Source organism: Lysinibacillus sp. FSL W7-1291, from assembly GCF_038593415.1.
GTDB classification, from domain to species: Bacteria; Bacillota; Bacilli; order Bacillales_A; family Planococcaceae; genus Lysinibacillus; species Lysinibacillus fusiformis_D.
The window spans coordinates 814,397-830,486 of sequence record NZ_CP151994.1 but is presented as its reverse complement, the minus strand read 5'-3'; the positions used below and the strand labels follow the sequence as shown (position 1 = coordinate 830,486).

The window sequence follows — 16,090 nt, the reverse complement described above, 5'->3', positions numbered from 1 at the left end:
GTTTGCTCTATTCTTCGTCTAGCGTAGGCTTTAATGCATCCTTTAAGAAAACTTCCTGGCTATTTAACGGATCTTCGCTACGATCAAACTCTTTGTAATGGTATTTACCATTCGAGTCTTGAATACGTGCTTTCGCAGTATCCATTAATTGTGCATTCATTATGTCAATAATACGAGTTTTTGCTTCACTTGCATATACAGGGAACAATATTTCTACACGTTTAATCATATTGCGTGTCATCATATCTGCTGACGATAAATAGACTTTATTTTCTCCATTATGATGGAACCAATAGATACGAGAATGTTCTAGGAAACGGCCAACAATACTTGTCACTGTAATGTTTTCACTTATACCAGGAATACCTGGTCTAATACAGCAAATACCACGTATAATGAGTTCCACTTTTACACCTGCAATGGATGCTTCATAAAGCTTCATCATTAAGTCTTTGTCTGTCAGTGAGTTCATTTTTGCCCTAATAAAACCATTACCATGTTTTTTATGACAAGCAATTTCTTCATCCATTAAACGAATAAATTCATCTCGAATATCAAATGGTGCCACGACTAAATGATTAAAGGTAGGCTTTTCTGTATAGCCGCTTAAGTAGTTAAAGAAGTTTGTCGCATCAATGCCAAACTCTTTATCTGTAGTTATTATGCCCATATCCGTATAAATTTTTGCAGTAGCATCATTATAATTTCCTGTCCCAAGATGCACAAAACGCTCAATTTTACCGTTACGACGACTAACAACTAGTGTTATTTTAGAGTGCGTTTTTAAATTATTCATGCCATAAATCACAAGACAGCCTGCTTGTTCTAATTGTTTTGCCCAGTGTACATTGTTTTCTTCATCGAAACGAGCCTTTAGTTCAACTAGCACTGTTACTTGTTTGCCATTTTCAGCCGCAAGTTTTAATGCTTGTATAATTGGTGAATTGCCACTTACTCGATATAATGTTTGCTTGATTGCTAATATATTTGGGTTAACCGCTGCCTCTGCAATAAAATCAACAATTGGAGCAAACGATTCATATGGATGATGGAAAAATATATCTTGTTGTAGAGCTTTTTCAAAAATATTTTCATCTGATTGTAAATCTAAAGGTGGCTGTGGAATAAAGCTTTCATATTCTAGATGCTCGCGACCAACAGAAATACCTTTAACAAAAGAGAACATAAAGGTTAAATCCAAAGGCCCATCAATATGGAACACATCTGTTTCTTCAATTTCAAATTCATCTAATAAATATTGAAGTACTTCCTCATTCATTTCTCCAACTCGAACTTCTAAACGGCTCCCTACGCCCCATTTTCGTTTTTTTAGTTCCTTTTCAATTTCAACTAGCAGATCGCGAGCCCCCTCTTCATGGATCGTTAAATCTGCATTTCTTGTTAGACGGAAAGCTTGTGCTGATTTTACACTATAGCCATAAAATAGCTTTTCAATATGCGCTACAATCACGTCCTCCAATAAAACAACAATTGTTTTCCCTTCTTCGGATGGTACTTTTATATAACGGTCTAGGACAGAAGGGACTTGTACGATGGCTACTTTTTCCCGACTTTCAACTTCTGTCTCATCCTGCTCTAACAGTACGAGTAAATTCAATGTCTTACCAAATAATGTTGGGAAAGGACGATACGCGTCTACTGCTACAGGGGTTAAAACTGGGAAGATTGTTTCCGCAAACATCTCATTGATAAATGCTTTTTGTGCACTGTTTAAATCTTTCATATCTGCAATATGTACATTATGCTGTGGAAGCAAATCATAAATTAAATGACGATAAACTTCTGTCTGTCGACGAACTAATGCTTGTGTACGCTCTGCAATTTTCGCCAACTGCTCCTTTGGTGTTAATCCAGATTTATTTTCAGGTTTATGAAAGCCAGCTCGAACTTGATCTTGTAGCCCTGCAACACGCACCATAAAAAATTCATCTAAATTTGAGCTAAATATAGCTAAAAATTTCAAACGCTCTAGCAGAGGATTATTGATATCCTCCGCTTCCTCTAATACTCGTTCATTAAAGGCAAGCCAGCTCAATTCCCGATTATTATAGTACTGAGGCTTGGCAATCTCCTCTAATAACCGACTATGTTTTTCTGAAAAGTCTTCCTCATGTAGCTCGTTTTTCGTTACTTCAGTTGTCATCCATTGTTCCACCCTTCTTCAATAAAATTGATCCTCATTGGGATTTTTAATGCTCGTTCTAAATGTTTTCTATGGCGATTGGCTTGATACTTTTCAGCAGCTGCATTCTTTTTCACATAAATATCCAGTTGTACATAATCCTCTTCTGTGCGCATCTCAATGGCATGAACAACATTGCGCTTTGACACATTTAACGCATAGACAAATTTTAATAACGCTCCAAAATCTCGTAATTTGCGATATTCCTCACGATCCATCCATGTTGCAAACGGAGCGGCAAATCGTTCAAAATAATCTTTATTTTTATAGGATGCAAGAAGTGCTAGTTTTACTCGTTCTAAATGATTTAAACCATCAATGGATTGATTTGCGATTAAATAAAAAGTATGTTGGCTGGAAGAGCTTAATTCAATATACTCTCCAATATTAAAAACCTTGGCCGCTTTCGACAATAAATGCAAATCTTCTGGATGATATTGCAAATAACCTAAATGACAGCATTCACGATACAATTGGTCTGCTAAATTCATTAAATAATCAACTTCCATTTCAGTTCGACCATACTGACGTGCTAATCTTCTTGCATTCCCTTCAAATACATTGTATTTATCAAAGGCCTGTGCATCTGTTTGCAAAATCCGTTGAAAAATGAGTCCCTCACGTAAACCTCTCTTTGTCAGTTGGAATGTCCCACTACCAACCGCCTCCATTAACACTCTAAATACCTCTAATGCAGGTACAATAATATCTGCGCGATCCGATGAAAGCCCATCTAATTGTTTCAATTCCTGAAAGCTTAGTTGACCTAAAAATGAGCTTAAATCATCCAAATCTGCCTTAGACATTTCGTAGCCATGCACACTTGCAATTGGATAGTCATGCTTTTGCTGATGAATTTGTACAATATTCCGCGCACTACCACCAATTGCGATAATAGGTAATGCGACATTTTGTATCCAAGGGAGTGTTTGAAATTGCTCTTTAATAAAGGCAATGAGTTCCACTTTTTCACTACTATTCATAATGTCACCTTTTACAAATCGTTGCTTTAAAGAAACTGTCCCAAATGGAAAACTATGTGATTGCTGAATTTCTTTATTTTCAAAGAGCGTAATTTCGGTACTTCCACCACCAATATCAATTGTTACGGCCGATTTTGTACCCATGGAATAGGCAACTGCAACATAGCCAAAATAGGCTTCTTCTTCTTCTGATAAAAGCTCAATTTGGATACCAGTTCGTTTTTTCATTTCCTCTATAATTTGATCTCGATTAGTGGCTTGTCGGATAGCAGCAGTTGCAGCTGCTTTGACATCAGTTATTTCAAAATCCTCTAGCATCGCTTTGAATGTGAATAAAGTTTCTGATAACACTTGAATACCTTCTTCAGACATTTCTCCTGAAGGCAATATATATGTACGCAAACGTGCTACCGTTTTAATATTTCCTAGCTCACAAAGCCCCTCTTCATTATCATACTGATATAATACTAATCGAATGGTATTGGAGCCGATATCAATAATGGCTGTTTTTAGTTCATTCAAATCATCACATCCTCCAAGCCTATTTTGTTCATAAAATGTGGACCTATACAAAAAAGTCGGCACCCTTTTAAGGCATCCGACTTTTCTTTCATTTATTTTTACTTTTAGGATACCCATTATTAAAATTGTGAAGTATCTTGTAAGTCATTACCATTACAGAATAAGTTGGTCAACACGTAAAATGAGCTCTGCAATTTCTGGCTTACTAATTTGATCTTCTGCTCCTACTTGATCCCCTTTATGGCGAAGATCGTCTGTAATGAGACTTGAGAAAATGATGACAGGAAGCTTTTGAAGATCAGGGTGCTCTTTGATTTTTCGTGTCAAATGATGACCATCCATTTGTGGCATCTCAATATCAGTTACCACTAATTGAATATGTTCTGCGATATCGCTACCACTATTCGCAATTCCTTCTAAGTATTCATAAGCATCGCGACCATTTTCAAAGAATTCTACATTGTCATAACCAGCTTCGCTCATTGTATCGAATAATAATTTGCGTAATAATGGTGAATCTTCTGCAATTAAAATACGCTTTCCAGAACGTTCACGTTTACCAAGCTTTTTAACAGATTCCACACTAATTCCTGATTCAGGATTGATATCCACCATAATTCTTTCGAAATCTAGCAATAGAATCATTTGTTCATTTTGTTTAATTACGCCAATTACTTGTGATGTCCCACCTTGATACATATCAGATGGCTTTTCAATTTGATTCCATGAAATACGATGAATTTGTGTCACATTATCTACATGGAAAACAACACGTTGCTTATTGAATTCAGCCACAATATATTTTTGTTGAGGATTACGCTCCGCACCTTGAATTCCTAATACTCGCAGCATATCTACAACCGGTAATACTTCACCTCGTAATTGAATAATTCCTTCTACATGCGGGTGCGCGTGTGGGATAAATGTTACTGGTATCGGTTGAATAATTTCTTTCACTTTAATGACATTGATGCCGAATTTATTGTTTGCTACTTCAAATTCAACGATTTCTAGCTCATTTGTGCCACTTTCTAATAATATTCCTTTATGTTCCAATGCAATCCCGCTCCTTTCTCTACATCTATTTATAATTCAATTGTATCATAGGCAATACATTTCTCCTACTTGCTATTTCCATTTTTATCATTAACTTTTAGATGTACCAATAGGCCGATTACTGTCATCACTATTAATGTTGATAACGCGACACGACTAGCAAGGGTGCCATAATCCTTCATCCATAATGTCACTGTTCCATATACGGCTGGACCGATAATCGATGATACTTTACCTGAAAAGGCAAATAAGCCGAAAAACTGCCCGCGTTTCTCATACGGTGATAATTCAATAATATAGGTCCTAGATGTCACCCACATGGATCCAAGGGATATCCCAAATAGACTACCTGCTAGCCAGAACATCCATTGTGCTGAGGCAAAAACAGCGAACACTAAAGCGATAATCATAATGAGCGCAACTATCGTAATGGCACGTTTAGCTCCTATGGATTTCGTTATATAGCCAAATGCAAGAGAACCAATGATTGTTGATACCGTAGAGACCAAATAAAGAACGATAAACTGACCAGAACTAAATCCAACAATTGCCGTAGCATAAACAGCCATCATGGCGATCGTCGTAGCAATGGCATCATTTAAAAAGAAATAAGCAATCATGAACGTAAAAATGGCCTTATATTGCTTCATATCCTTAAAAGTTTGAATGATTTCTTTATAGCCGTCTAAAAACTTTATGGACTTGCGCTGCGCTTTTGGAATAGGTGTATCTTTATTAATTAAAAATAATGGCAATGAAAATAATAAATACAAGATAGCTGTTGGAATAAACGCTCGGTGAAAATCGCTGTTACCGACATATAAATATACAAGTAATCCGAAAAGTGTGCCCAAATAACCAATTGCAACTCCATACCCTGAGATTAATGGCATCTCTTCTTTTGTTCCTAAATCACCCATCATAGAGTCGTAGAATACTAGACTTGAATTAAAGAAAAATTTTGCAATGACAAAGCTTGCAACTACTAAAAATAAACTAAGAGGGACACCTGAGTAGTTGGTTGTCGATTGTACATTTGCAAAGATCCCCATCATAAATGTAAAAAGAATGGAAATAGATGCAAACCATACGATAAACCTCTTTTTGTAGCCAGTGTTATCAATCCAAACTCCAAAAAGCGGTGAAAAGATAACGAGCAACAAGCTTGCAATCGCATTGGCGTAGGATATAAAGGTGCTTGCTACTTGTTGCATGACTTCATTCGTACCCAGCACTTCATCCATGTAAAACGGGAAAAAAATTGTATTTATATTTGAAGAAAAAATTGTATTCGCAAAATCATAAAATGCCCATGAAAGTATTGGCAATGATAAATAAATGGCTAACTGACTTCGATGCTGTACATCGATTGCTGTACCTTTCTTCATATAAAACCTCCCCTCTATTTTCTATAATAATCAATTAACCTCTCTCTGTAATAAAAAATATCTTTTTTTAAAGAAAATTAATATTATTTACAATATAACAGCAATTTCATTGAAAAATAACTGCCAAATGACCGATAAATGAACACTCATTTTCCATCGTTTTCCGTGTAAATCAAAAAAGACCTTTTGACAAGGTGAGGGGAGGTGATTTCCGTTCCGCCAGCGTCCTTTCCAGGGGGCGTCCGATGAGCCGCTGCGCTCACTGCGTTCGCTCCAGTGTCTTTTCCTGAACAAAATAGCCCTTTATTTATATTATTAGAGAGAGGATAGGCTCTTATTTACAATGTGGAGAAGTGATGAGTGACAACACCCCACCATAAAGAGTAGTGAATACCCTTCACTTTATTGGAAAACCTTTGCTAACAAGAAACATTTTTATGGATTGGAGTGGAAGGCTACTTGACTCCCGTAGGATAGCGAGACAAGCGAGCCTCTAAACGGAGCGGTAGCGGAGGAAGCGGCTCGGCGCTCGCCCACAGGAAAACAAGTAGCCTGCAACGGAAATCCATTTTCACCTTTCACAAATTCTATTGATTGTTTGTTTTTCAACACGATAAAAAGGTATTCAAGCCCCTCACTTGAATACCTTTTTATCATTTTTCATTTAGTGTCACCCAGTCAGAAGACCATTGTTCAATTGCTTTTAGCACTGGCGCAATAGCATAGCCCTTTTCCGTAAGCTCATACTCAATGACAACTGGTGTAGAAGGAATTACTGTACGTAACACGATTTGCTCTGTCTCTAACTCCTTTAATCGTTCTGTTAAAACACGACTGCTAATATTCAACTGATTTTTAATGGTTGAATAACGTTGTGGACCATCGAGCAACTGATAAATTAGCAAAGTATTCCATCGATGATTTAATATCATGAGTGCTTTTTCAAATCGTGGACAAATATTTTTTTGATCCAATCTACTAGCCTCCATTGTTGTTAGTTCCTATTTAACAGTATAGCACTTTTTCTAAAAAACCAATTCTAAAAATACATTAAGTTACTTGACAAAAGTTATTTTTAAAAATAAACTAGGTTACAAAATGTAAGTTAAAGAAAAGGAGTTATTTTATTATGCAAATGATTGGTTCAACTATTTTACGTGTCGTTCTTGGCATTATTTTTGCCGTACATGGTTTTCAAAAGTTTCAAGGTGGAATCAGCTACACAGCTGACTTCTTTGATAGTCTAGGTATACCAGGATTTATGGCGTATATCGTTGCGATTATTGAATTAGTAGGCGGAATTGCCATTATTTTAGGTTTAGCCACTAGAATCTTTGGCGCTTTACTAACGATTACAATGATCGTTGCTATCTTTACAGCAAAACTAAGCATTGGCTTTATCGGAGCTGATGGATTGGCTGGTTATGAATTAGATTTAGCTTTAGGGGCTATAGCTCTTTATTTTGCTTTAGCAGGAGCATCTAACTTCTCTTTAGATTCTCAACTTTTTGGTAAAGAGTAGTACTAAAAAACCTGAAGTCTCCCAAGAAATAAAGAGACTTCAGGTTTCCTATTCACGCCACTATTTATAATACTTTAGAAGAACTTGTGTACCATTATCACCATAGCCCTCTTCAATCAATTTCTCATACATGTCATATGCTAATGAAAGCCCTGGTAAAGAGATACCCATTTTTTTGGATTCATCTAAAGCAATTTTCATATCTTTGACAAAATGTTTAACATAAAAGCCTGGAGCAAAATCCCCTTGTATCATGCGTGGAGCTAAATTGCTTAAAGACCATGAGCCAGCTGCCCCTGATGCAATTGATTGTAATACCGTCGGTAAATCTAAACCTGCCTTTAAACCATATGCTAGTGATTCGCACACTCCAATCATACCTGAAGCAATGACAATTTGGTTGCACATCTTTGCATGTTGCCCAGCACCCGCTTCACCTTGATAAACAATATTTCCCCCAAAATGCTTCATAATTGGCAATACCTTATCATAGGTAGCTTGATCGCCACCAATCATAATGGACAATGTACCATTTTGTGCTCCTATATCACCACCTGAAACAGGAGCATCTAAAGCCTCTACACCCATTGAAAGGGCGTGCTCATAAATTCTCTTTGCCAAGGAAGGCTCTGAAGTCGTCATATCAACGACAACGTTACCTTGCTCTGCTGTTTGGAAAAGACCATTTTGCCCAAAATATACTTCCTCAACATCTGAAGGATATCCAACCATTGTGAAGGCAATGTCACGATTTTTAAATGCTGCTGCTGGCGAACTTGCCCAAGACGCTCCCAATGCCACAAGAGGTTCTGCTTTTTCCTTTGTCCGCGTAAACACAGTTACTTCATGCCCATTTTTTATTAAATGTTTAATGATGCTAGCACCCATCACACCAGTGCCAATAAATGCTATACGTTTCTTCGTCATATGTACATGCTCCTTTATTTTAGAATATCTGCACTCTCTGTGAGAATCCAAACTCTGTATCTTTTCAGTTTAGGTGAAGGAAACACATAATTCAAACTCTTCCCATAACTTGTACTAAACTTTTTATGTATGACATATATACCGAATAAGCGAAAAAAAAGAGAGCAAGTGATTGGGGGATCACTGCTCTAAAGGGGGAAATGAGAATGTTGCTGTGTTCATAGTAAGTTATTCCCCATTGAAATGCATTTTAAACATATATGTTAAAATGTTTTTACTCTGAATACTGGAACAATCTTTTTAGTTTTCTTGGTCTTTTTCTTCCTCAAATGCCATCTGTCTATAATAAGTGTTCATTAACTGATCTAATCTGCGACTCAGTTGAATGGTTTTTGCATTTTGTAACCCGTTTTCTACACCTGAGCGAATCATCATCTCACGAGTTTGTTCCATTTGTTTCAAGAGTAGATTGACCATTCATACAACCCTCCACACACAAATAATCATACCATTATTATACATTTATATTTTATTTCTTACAGCATTAACTTACGACAATGTTCGACAAATTTTAACTTCTCGGAAGTTCAGTATAAGTATATATAATCCGTCCATTTTGTTTGGCCTCACCCCTATAATGTTTAAATAAAGGATGCTTTACAAGTATTTCGCGAAATTCATAAAAATCTTCCTTTTGAATTTCAATACTTTCTATTTCCCCGTTTTGTAATTGTTTAAGCATATTTTCGTATTTTTCCATTTATTTTATACCTCTCTTTTCATCTTTTGTGTAATAAATTATGAATTATTTAAAAAAAGCTTTACGTTTCCCAAATTTTCATGCAAACTGTATATTATTAGTCGATGAAGGAGCTGACTGTCTGTGAAAATAGCTGAAGTTGGAAATATTATCGAGTTTAAAAATGGTCTACAAGGTATTGTCGAAAAGGTAAATGAAAATTCGGTGATTGTTAATTTAACATATATGGAGAATTTTGATTCCCTTGAGATTGAAGAGAAAACGGTCGTCAATCATAAACGTTATAAAATTTTATATACTAATGAAGCTTAATAGTCCGAATAGTCCCTATTTGTCTTTATAGATGATAAGGGGCTATTTTTTTGATAAAATTAAAGTATGGAGGTCGAATATGCTAACAAATTCGAAACAAACACTACTATTTCTCCTTTCTTTATTATTCGTTTATGGCATGCTTGCTTTTACCTTTGCTAACCAAGCAGTATTTTGGTACATGTATGCATTTACTTTATTAGTATGTATTGCCATCGCCATCTTAGCTGGCTCCATTGAAGATAAATTACCTACATGGCAATTTTTACTCTTTGGTATTGGATACGGTACCATCACATATGGTATCATTCGCTTTGGTTACTGGCTCGCTCCATATATTAATAATAATTTAGTACAATCCGTTCAAAAGTTTTTAACAAACTATGGACCACAAAATATTTGGCACTATGTTTTACTCGTATTCATCGTTGCCATAGGTGAAGAACTATTTTGGCGTGGTTATATCCAACAGCAGTTAAAACGCTTTATGCGTCCATCGTTGGCTGTTATAGTAACTGCCATACTGTGTGCGATATCAATTGCTCTAAGTGGTTTTATACTTGGTGTTATAGCTGTACTTTTGGCAAGTATTATTTGGGGCTTCATCTATGAGTGGAAAAAAAGTATGCCACTTGTTATTGTAGCTCATGTCGTTTTTGTACTATTATTATTTTTAGTGTTGCCTTTAACATCATAACATTTAATTTTGGAAACATTTTATCTTTACAAACGTTTAATTTAGAAAAGGAGGGTTTTTTATGCAAAAAAAATTATTTTCAATTCTTGCATTAGTACTAACAGCCGTATTAGTTGTAGGTTGTAATACCTCTGATAAAACAGGGGATTCAGATGCTCAACAGAATGAGCCATCCAATACTGGTGTTGATCAAAAACCATCTGGAGATGAAACTGCAGGCGAATCACAAGAAGAAGAGGAAACTCCTGCATCAGATGATACAAATACAGAGGATACTTCTAAACAGCCACAACAAGATGTGAAATACGTACAAAAAGGCGAAAATAAAACGGAAACAGCCACTCAGTCTGAAAGTGTCAATCAAACCTACAAGCTACAACAGCTTCCAGGATTTACAATGACACAGGAAGAACCAGGTAAAGATATGTTAGTATCTAATGATGATGACGAAGTGTTTATGCGTATTGAAACAATTGAAGCATCACAATCAAGCTTTGATGAAGTGAAAACAACTATGCAAGATTATATGAATGCTGTAGGCGAAACAGTAGCTTTAACTACTGAAGAATTAGCAGCATTTAAAAATGTTCAACATATCGAGGGTTATGTCGTAGACTTTGACACAGAGAAAGTTATTGGGGTTGTTTTTGAAAAAGATGGCCTCATTACAAAATTAACAATTCACGATAACGATAAACAAGATTTAACAGATGCTATGCTTAATATGGCAGCCACTATCTCTAAAAAATAGTAAGACAATAAGGACGATAGACATTGTCTATCGTCCTTTTATTTCCATTATAAAAAAGTTGTCTCAAATCAATGAGACAACTTTTTTAATAAGATAAATCCTTAATAGAAAGGCCTATTTTCTTTAATAACGTAATTGCTTGTTCCTTTTCTTGCGGTGATAGCACACTCATTAATTCATGCAAATGCTGCTCGTGTTTTGGGAATAGCTCTGCCATAAAGGCTTCACCTTCTCCAGTGATTTCTGCATATGTCACACGACGATCTGAAGGACAAGAAACACGTAATAAATAGCCTCTCTTTTCAAGCTTATCAATGACATACGTAATAGACCCACTAGCGAGCAAAATTTTATTGCCTATTTGCTGTAAAGGTTGTCTCCCTTTATGGTAAAGAAGCTCTAGAACAGCAAATTCAGTTGGGTTTAAACCATTATCCTGAAATAATTGATGTGTTGTCTCATTGATCGCTTTCAATGCACGCGATAGTACAATATATAATTTTAAAGATTGTTTTAGATCTTCTGACTTCATATTCTTTTCCTCTCACTTCGCTCTTTATATGACATTATAGCGATATTAGAAAAGCATTGTCAAAAGCATTATATGATTTAGAAGGTTTTATTGTGAATTATCTCACCATTTTTACTCTATTTACGTTACTAAATAAGCAGAATCTTTTGAGGATACTTCCAATGTATCAAGTTGATTAAATGTGTAAATTGGGAACTGCAGATGGAAGCATGTCCCCTTCTGTAGTTCACTATTAACGCCTATTACCCCATCATGTTCTTCAATCACCTTTTTCACGAAAGCAAGGCCCAGTCCTGTCCCTGTTGATTTTGTCGTGTAAAAAGGCTGGAATAGGTTTTGAAGTGTCGTGCTGTCCATGCCAACCCCTTCATCTTTAATCATAAGCTCGACAATCGCACAGTCATTTGTCGCCATTTCAACTGTAATCGTGCCACCATTATTCATGGATTCCATTGCATTTTTAATTAGGTTCATTAACACCTGCTTTAAGCGATTCTCGTTGCCACCGATATAAATTTGGTTAGAAGGAGAAATGTACTGAATCATAATATTTTTCATGAGTGCATCTGGTAGCATAAACTCAATGACTTGCTTTACAATATGATCCAGTTCTAATAATTCAACTTTCATCGTCGTTGGCTTAGACAACACTAAAAGCTCGGATAAAATTTGTTCCATCCGTTGAAGCTCACTGTCAATAACAGAGAGATACATGCGTGATTCATCATCAGCATTTAACTTTAATAATTCAGTAAATCCCTTTAAAGAAGTTAATGGGTTACGAATTTCATGCGCAATACTTGCAGCCATCTGTCCCACAACATTTAATGCTTGCTGATGCTCGACTTTATGCTGAAGTTGTTTTTTCTCTGTTTCATCATTGATAACCGTGACAATAATATTATTGTATTCATCGAAAATACTGGAAATTTCATAATAGCAAGTTCTGCTTACTTGTGTTTCATCGACTACATGAATACTTGCATGCTTGTCACCCATCAGCTTAGACAGGTATGATGTAATTTGTCCCTTTTTCAATGTAAATGAATCGAATATATGTTGATGTGCTTTATGGAGCAACTGCGAATTTTCAACTTTCAGAAACATTTCCGCATACTTATTAAGCCCAAGAATAATACCGCTAGCATCACTTACAATAACAGCATAAGGTAAATAATCGTATGCATTAAAAGATTGTGATCTTTCATGCGCCTGACTCATGTATAATTTATGAGCAACATCATCATTTAGTGTAGAAATTTGCGCAACAATTTCTTCTGTATTAGGATCATAAAAACATTTAAAAGACAGCATTTCATAGTCGTTTCCAGTTGTACGAATATTAAAAATTTCTTCTGAACGTAAATCATTTTGTAATTGTTTGACGAATTTAGTCCATTTAAAATTAGATGGCTCGTCCATAGCTAAATAGCCAATATACGTTAAATTAAGATTAAAACGTTTAATAGCAGCCTCATTAACGTTCAAAATTTTCCCTGCTTTATTGAGTATAAGTGTTGGTGACGAAGTACTTTTCATAAGATTTCCAAAACATTGATTAATATCATTTTGCTTCAACTTTCTCACCGAACCTTTCAAAAGAGTAAAAAACCTCTAAATCGAATTTTGAGCCTTTACTATACTTTATGACAGCACGATTCTATTATTACAAAATTTAGTAAATTTAAGTATTTTAAATTATTTCACGAACCGTTCACAAAATAAATAGGTAAAAAGAATTATATTGTATGTCAGATACTTGACTGATACAATAAGATGTTGAAAGGAAGATTATTGCATGAATACTATTTTAACTACTTTAAATGCAAAGTATATTCACACAAATTTAGCATTGCGCTATCTTAAAGGCGCCGCTTTACCAGAATTTAATCCAATTATAGCAGAGTACACTATTAAGGATCCTGCTTTTAATATTGTATCAGATTTATTCCAAAAAAAACCTGATATTGTTGGATTTAGTTGCTACATCTGGAATATAGAAGAAACCATTCACGTTATAAAAATGTTAAAGACTGTCTGTCCAAATGTTAAAATTTTGCTAGGAGGTCCTGAGGTTTCTTACGATTCTCATCATTGGTTACGTCAAATACCCGAGGTAGATTTTATTGTCATGGGCGAAGGAGAAACTTCTTTCAAACAATTATTACGCTATTTCCACGGTGAAATTTTGTTAGAGGATGTTCCAGGCATTTGTTATTTAGAGGATGGAAAAGTCAAAATTCACGCTATGCCACCTAAAATTGATTTGCGTGAATTACCAAGTCCATTCCGCTTTGAGGAGGATCTTCCCCATTTAGGTAAACGCATTCAGTATATCGAAACAAGTAGAGGCTGCCCATTTAGTTGCCAATTTTGTTTATCTTCTATTGAAGTAGGTGTACGATACTTTAACCGTGAAAAAATAAAAGAAGATATTCGTTTTTTAATGGATAACGGAGCTCGGACAATTAAATTCGTGGATCGTACCTTCAATATTAGCCGTAGCTATGCAATGGAAATGTTCCAGTTTTTAATTGATGAACATAAACCTGGTGTTGTATTCCAATTTGAGATTACTGCAGATATTATGCGCCCTGAGGTGATTCAATTCTTAAATGACAATGCACCAAAAGGTTTGTTCCGTTTCGAAATTGGCGTACAATCTACAAACGATTTAACCAATACACTCGTGAAACGTCGTCAAAACTTTGAAAAGCTAAAACGAACGGTAACAATGGTGAAGGATGGCGGAAAAATAGATCAACATTTAGATTTAATTGCTGGTCTACCAGAGGAAGATTACGCAAGCTTCCGTCAAACGTTTAATGACGTTTTTGCGATGAGACCAGAAGAGTTACAGCTAGGATTTTTAAAGCTTTTACGTGGTACAGGCCTTCGATTAGAAGCGGAAAAGTTTGGTTATACCTATGTGGATGTCTCTCCTTACGAAATCTTTTCAAATAATGTGCTAACCTTTGATGATATCGTACGCATTAAACATGCAGAGGATGTTCTTGAGAAGTATTGGAATGACCATCGGATGGATCATACGATTGAATACTTAGTTACTGAGGTCTTTGACACACCATTTGATTTTTTCCAAAACTTTGGGACGTATTGGGAAACAAAAGGTTGGTCTCGTATTGGCCATCAGTTGGAAGATTTATTCCGCCGTTTATTAATGTTTTTGGAAACTGTGGAGGGCGTGAATTTAAATATTATCCAGAGTCTCATGCAGCTTGATTATCTAATGGCACAGCAGTTCCAACCACGTAAGCTGTGGTGGAATGAACGCCCAACAGAAGAGCAACAAAAAGCCCTTTATCAAGCATTACGCGAAGATCCTACTATCGCTGGCGAGGAATTTGCTAGCTTTAAGCTATCTGAGAAAGAGTTGTTTAAGCATACACTGATTATCCCTCATGGCCTTGACTATCACAATTTCCTAAATGGCAAAATTGTACAAAAAAATGGCTATCTGTTAACCTATTTCCGTCACGGTCAGCAACCATATTTTGCATCTATCCACTCTAGTTAATAATAAAAGCTAGTTCTGTGCTAACAGTCAGGACTAGTTTTTTTCTTTCTTAAACAATTCTTAAATCCTTTTCACAAAAATAACATGACTGTATATGTACTTTCTTCGACTAACTAAATGAGTTAGTCAAGTATTCATAGCCTCCCTCCAAAAGTTTAGGGCAAATGCCTTAAAGACAAGCTAGTTCTATTTTGTAAATAATACCCACAAAAATTTTAAAAATGCGGGAAAAACAATTTTAAATTTTTTGAAAATTGTATGACAATTTCGTATTTTTCACCTTTTTTAATGAAAAATACGCAGGAATGTTCTTTATTAAGTATCATTTTCTTCTAAAACATTCCCCATTATTACGCATTTATTCGTGTAGCCTTTTTATGTGTTTTTTATTGTATTTGAACTACCTATATTAAGGCAATTACTTTTTAATTCCTTAAAATTAACTTTTGATAGGGGACGCGAACAAAGGGTATTCCCTTATGTATATACACCTGTAATGACAACTTTCGACAAATTACTTCTTTTTATCTATATATAATAGAAGAAAGTCATTTACTATACTTATAATATTTACCAGTAAATTCGTTTTATTCATAAAATAATCTTTTACTTTAAACTATTATAAGATACCAATATTTAGAAACTATATATTAGTATTGATTGGTCAAAATAGGGTAATTATTTTTTTAGAATCATATTAATAGTAATGTGTTATGCTCCCTAGTTAGCATGAGTATTTCAAGATGCATACACACTCTCAGTTATGAAGTAAGAAGCTGATGTAGATATGTTAGTACCATTCTTGCTCACAAAAATAGAGAGATAACTGCAAATAGCTATTTACATGTAACCACTGAACATGAAAGAAGTCCCCTCAAAAAATTCAGTGATTATCTAGA

General features: G+C 35.3%; 15 protein-coding genes. 5 read left to right on the top strand and 10 right to left on the bottom strand.

All coding sequences use genetic code 11. From position 1 onward, the window contains the following. Positions 1-7: 7 nt before the first annotated feature. From NST76_RS03805 to NST76_RS03785, 5 genes are all read right to left on the bottom strand, one after another. Complete coding sequence (locus tag NST76_RS03805; protein WP_141904829.1) at positions 8-2,164, bottom strand: RNA degradosome polyphosphate kinase; 2,157 nt, start codon at positions 2,162-2,164, stop codon at positions 8-10. Further along, positions 2,161-3,708, bottom strand: coding sequence for a Ppx/GppA family phosphatase (locus NST76_RS03800; RefSeq protein WP_342544645.1), 1,548 nt, complete (start codon positions 3,706-3,708; stop codon positions 2,161-2,163). The genes NST76_RS03805 and NST76_RS03800 overlap by 4 nt, the downstream gene beginning before the upstream one ends. A 153-nt stretch (positions 3,709-3,861) precedes the next feature. Continuing rightward, the gene (locus NST76_RS03795; protein WP_036125743.1) at positions 3,862-4,764 is read right to left on the bottom strand and encodes a chemotaxis protein; all 903 of its coding nucleotides are present in this window, start codon (positions 4,762-4,764) and stop codon (positions 3,862-3,864) included. A gap of 65 nt (positions 4,765-4,829) precedes the next feature. After that, positions 4,830-6,152: an MFS transporter gene (locus NST76_RS03790; RefSeq protein WP_058843413.1), complete on the bottom strand. Its 1,323-nt coding sequence runs from the start codon at positions 6,150-6,152 to the stop codon at positions 4,830-4,832. A gap of 653 nt (positions 6,153-6,805) precedes the next feature. Continuing rightward, positions 6,806-7,126, bottom strand: a complete 321-nt coding sequence (locus tag NST76_RS03785) for a helix-turn-helix domain-containing protein (protein ID WP_036125834.1) — start codon at positions 7,124-7,126, stop codon at positions 6,806-6,808. A gap of 155 nt (positions 7,127-7,281) precedes the next feature. Between NST76_RS03785 and NST76_RS03780 the strand changes: the two genes are divergently transcribed. Continuing rightward, positions 7,282-7,674, top strand: a complete 393-nt coding sequence (locus tag NST76_RS03780; protein WP_036125836.1) for a DoxX family protein — start codon at positions 7,282-7,284, stop codon at positions 7,672-7,674. A 60-nt stretch (positions 7,675-7,734) separates the two neighbouring features. On the opposite strand, the gene NST76_RS03775 is transcribed toward NST76_RS03780, so the two are convergent. The 3 genes from NST76_RS03775 to NST76_RS03765 form a co-directional block, all read right to left on the bottom strand. Next, the gene (locus tag NST76_RS03775; protein WP_342544643.1) at positions 7,735-8,601 is read right to left on the bottom strand and encodes an NAD(P)-dependent oxidoreductase; all 867 of its coding nucleotides are present in this window, start codon (positions 8,599-8,601) and stop codon (positions 7,735-7,737) included. Between the two features lie 300 nt (positions 8,602-8,901). Beyond that, entirely contained in the window at positions 8,902-9,078 is a 177-nt protein-coding gene (locus NST76_RS03770) for an aspartyl-phosphate phosphatase Spo0E family protein (protein ID WP_080717115.1), read from the bottom strand. Between the two features lie 94 nt (positions 9,079-9,172). Next, complete coding sequence (locus tag NST76_RS03765) at positions 9,173-9,361, bottom strand: hypothetical protein (protein WP_036125841.1); 189 nt, start codon at positions 9,359-9,361, stop codon at positions 9,173-9,175. 123 nt (positions 9,362-9,484) lie between these two features. Between NST76_RS03765 and NST76_RS03760 the strand changes: the two genes are divergently transcribed. From NST76_RS03760 to NST76_RS03750, 3 genes are all read left to right on the top strand, one after another. Then, positions 9,485-9,673, top strand: a complete 189-nt coding sequence (locus tag NST76_RS03760) for a DUF2187 family protein (RefSeq protein WP_004224583.1) — start codon at positions 9,485-9,487, stop codon at positions 9,671-9,673. Between the two features lie 79 nt (positions 9,674-9,752). Further along, positions 9,753-10,370 carry a CPBP family intramembrane glutamic endopeptidase gene (locus tag NST76_RS03755; RefSeq protein WP_036125844.1) on the top strand — a complete coding sequence of 206 codons (618 nt, stop codon included), beginning with the start codon at positions 9,753-9,755 and terminating at the stop codon, positions 10,368-10,370. Between the two features lie 61 nt (positions 10,371-10,431). Beyond that, positions 10,432-11,121 carry a hypothetical protein gene (locus NST76_RS03750; RefSeq protein ID WP_058845178.1) on the top strand — a complete coding sequence of 230 codons (690 nt, stop codon included), beginning with the start codon at positions 10,432-10,434 and terminating at the stop codon, positions 11,119-11,121. Positions 11,122-11,206: 85 nt separating this feature from the next. Here the strand turns inward: NST76_RS03750 and NST76_RS03745 are convergent, their stop codons facing one another. Both NST76_RS03745 and NST76_RS03740 read right to left on the bottom strand, forming a co-directional pair. Further along, positions 11,207-11,653, bottom strand: a complete 447-nt coding sequence (locus tag NST76_RS03745; RefSeq protein ID WP_036125858.1) for a MarR family transcriptional regulator — start codon at positions 11,651-11,653, stop codon at positions 11,207-11,209. 120 nt (positions 11,654-11,773) lie between these two features. Beyond that, positions 11,774-13,141 (bottom strand): ATP-binding protein, encoded by a 1,368-nt coding sequence (locus NST76_RS03740; protein WP_244504793.1) that lies wholly within the window; start codon positions 13,139-13,141, stop codon positions 11,774-11,776. Positions 13,142-13,451: 310 nt separating this feature from the next. Here NST76_RS03740 and NST76_RS03735 point away from each other — a divergent pair, with 310 nt between their 5' ends. Then, positions 13,452-15,191 carry a radical SAM protein gene (locus NST76_RS03735; RefSeq protein ID WP_036125863.1) on the top strand — a complete coding sequence of 580 codons (1,740 nt, stop codon included), beginning with the start codon at positions 13,452-13,454 and terminating at the stop codon, positions 15,189-15,191. The last annotated feature ends 899 nt before the right edge of the window (positions 15,192-16,090 follow it).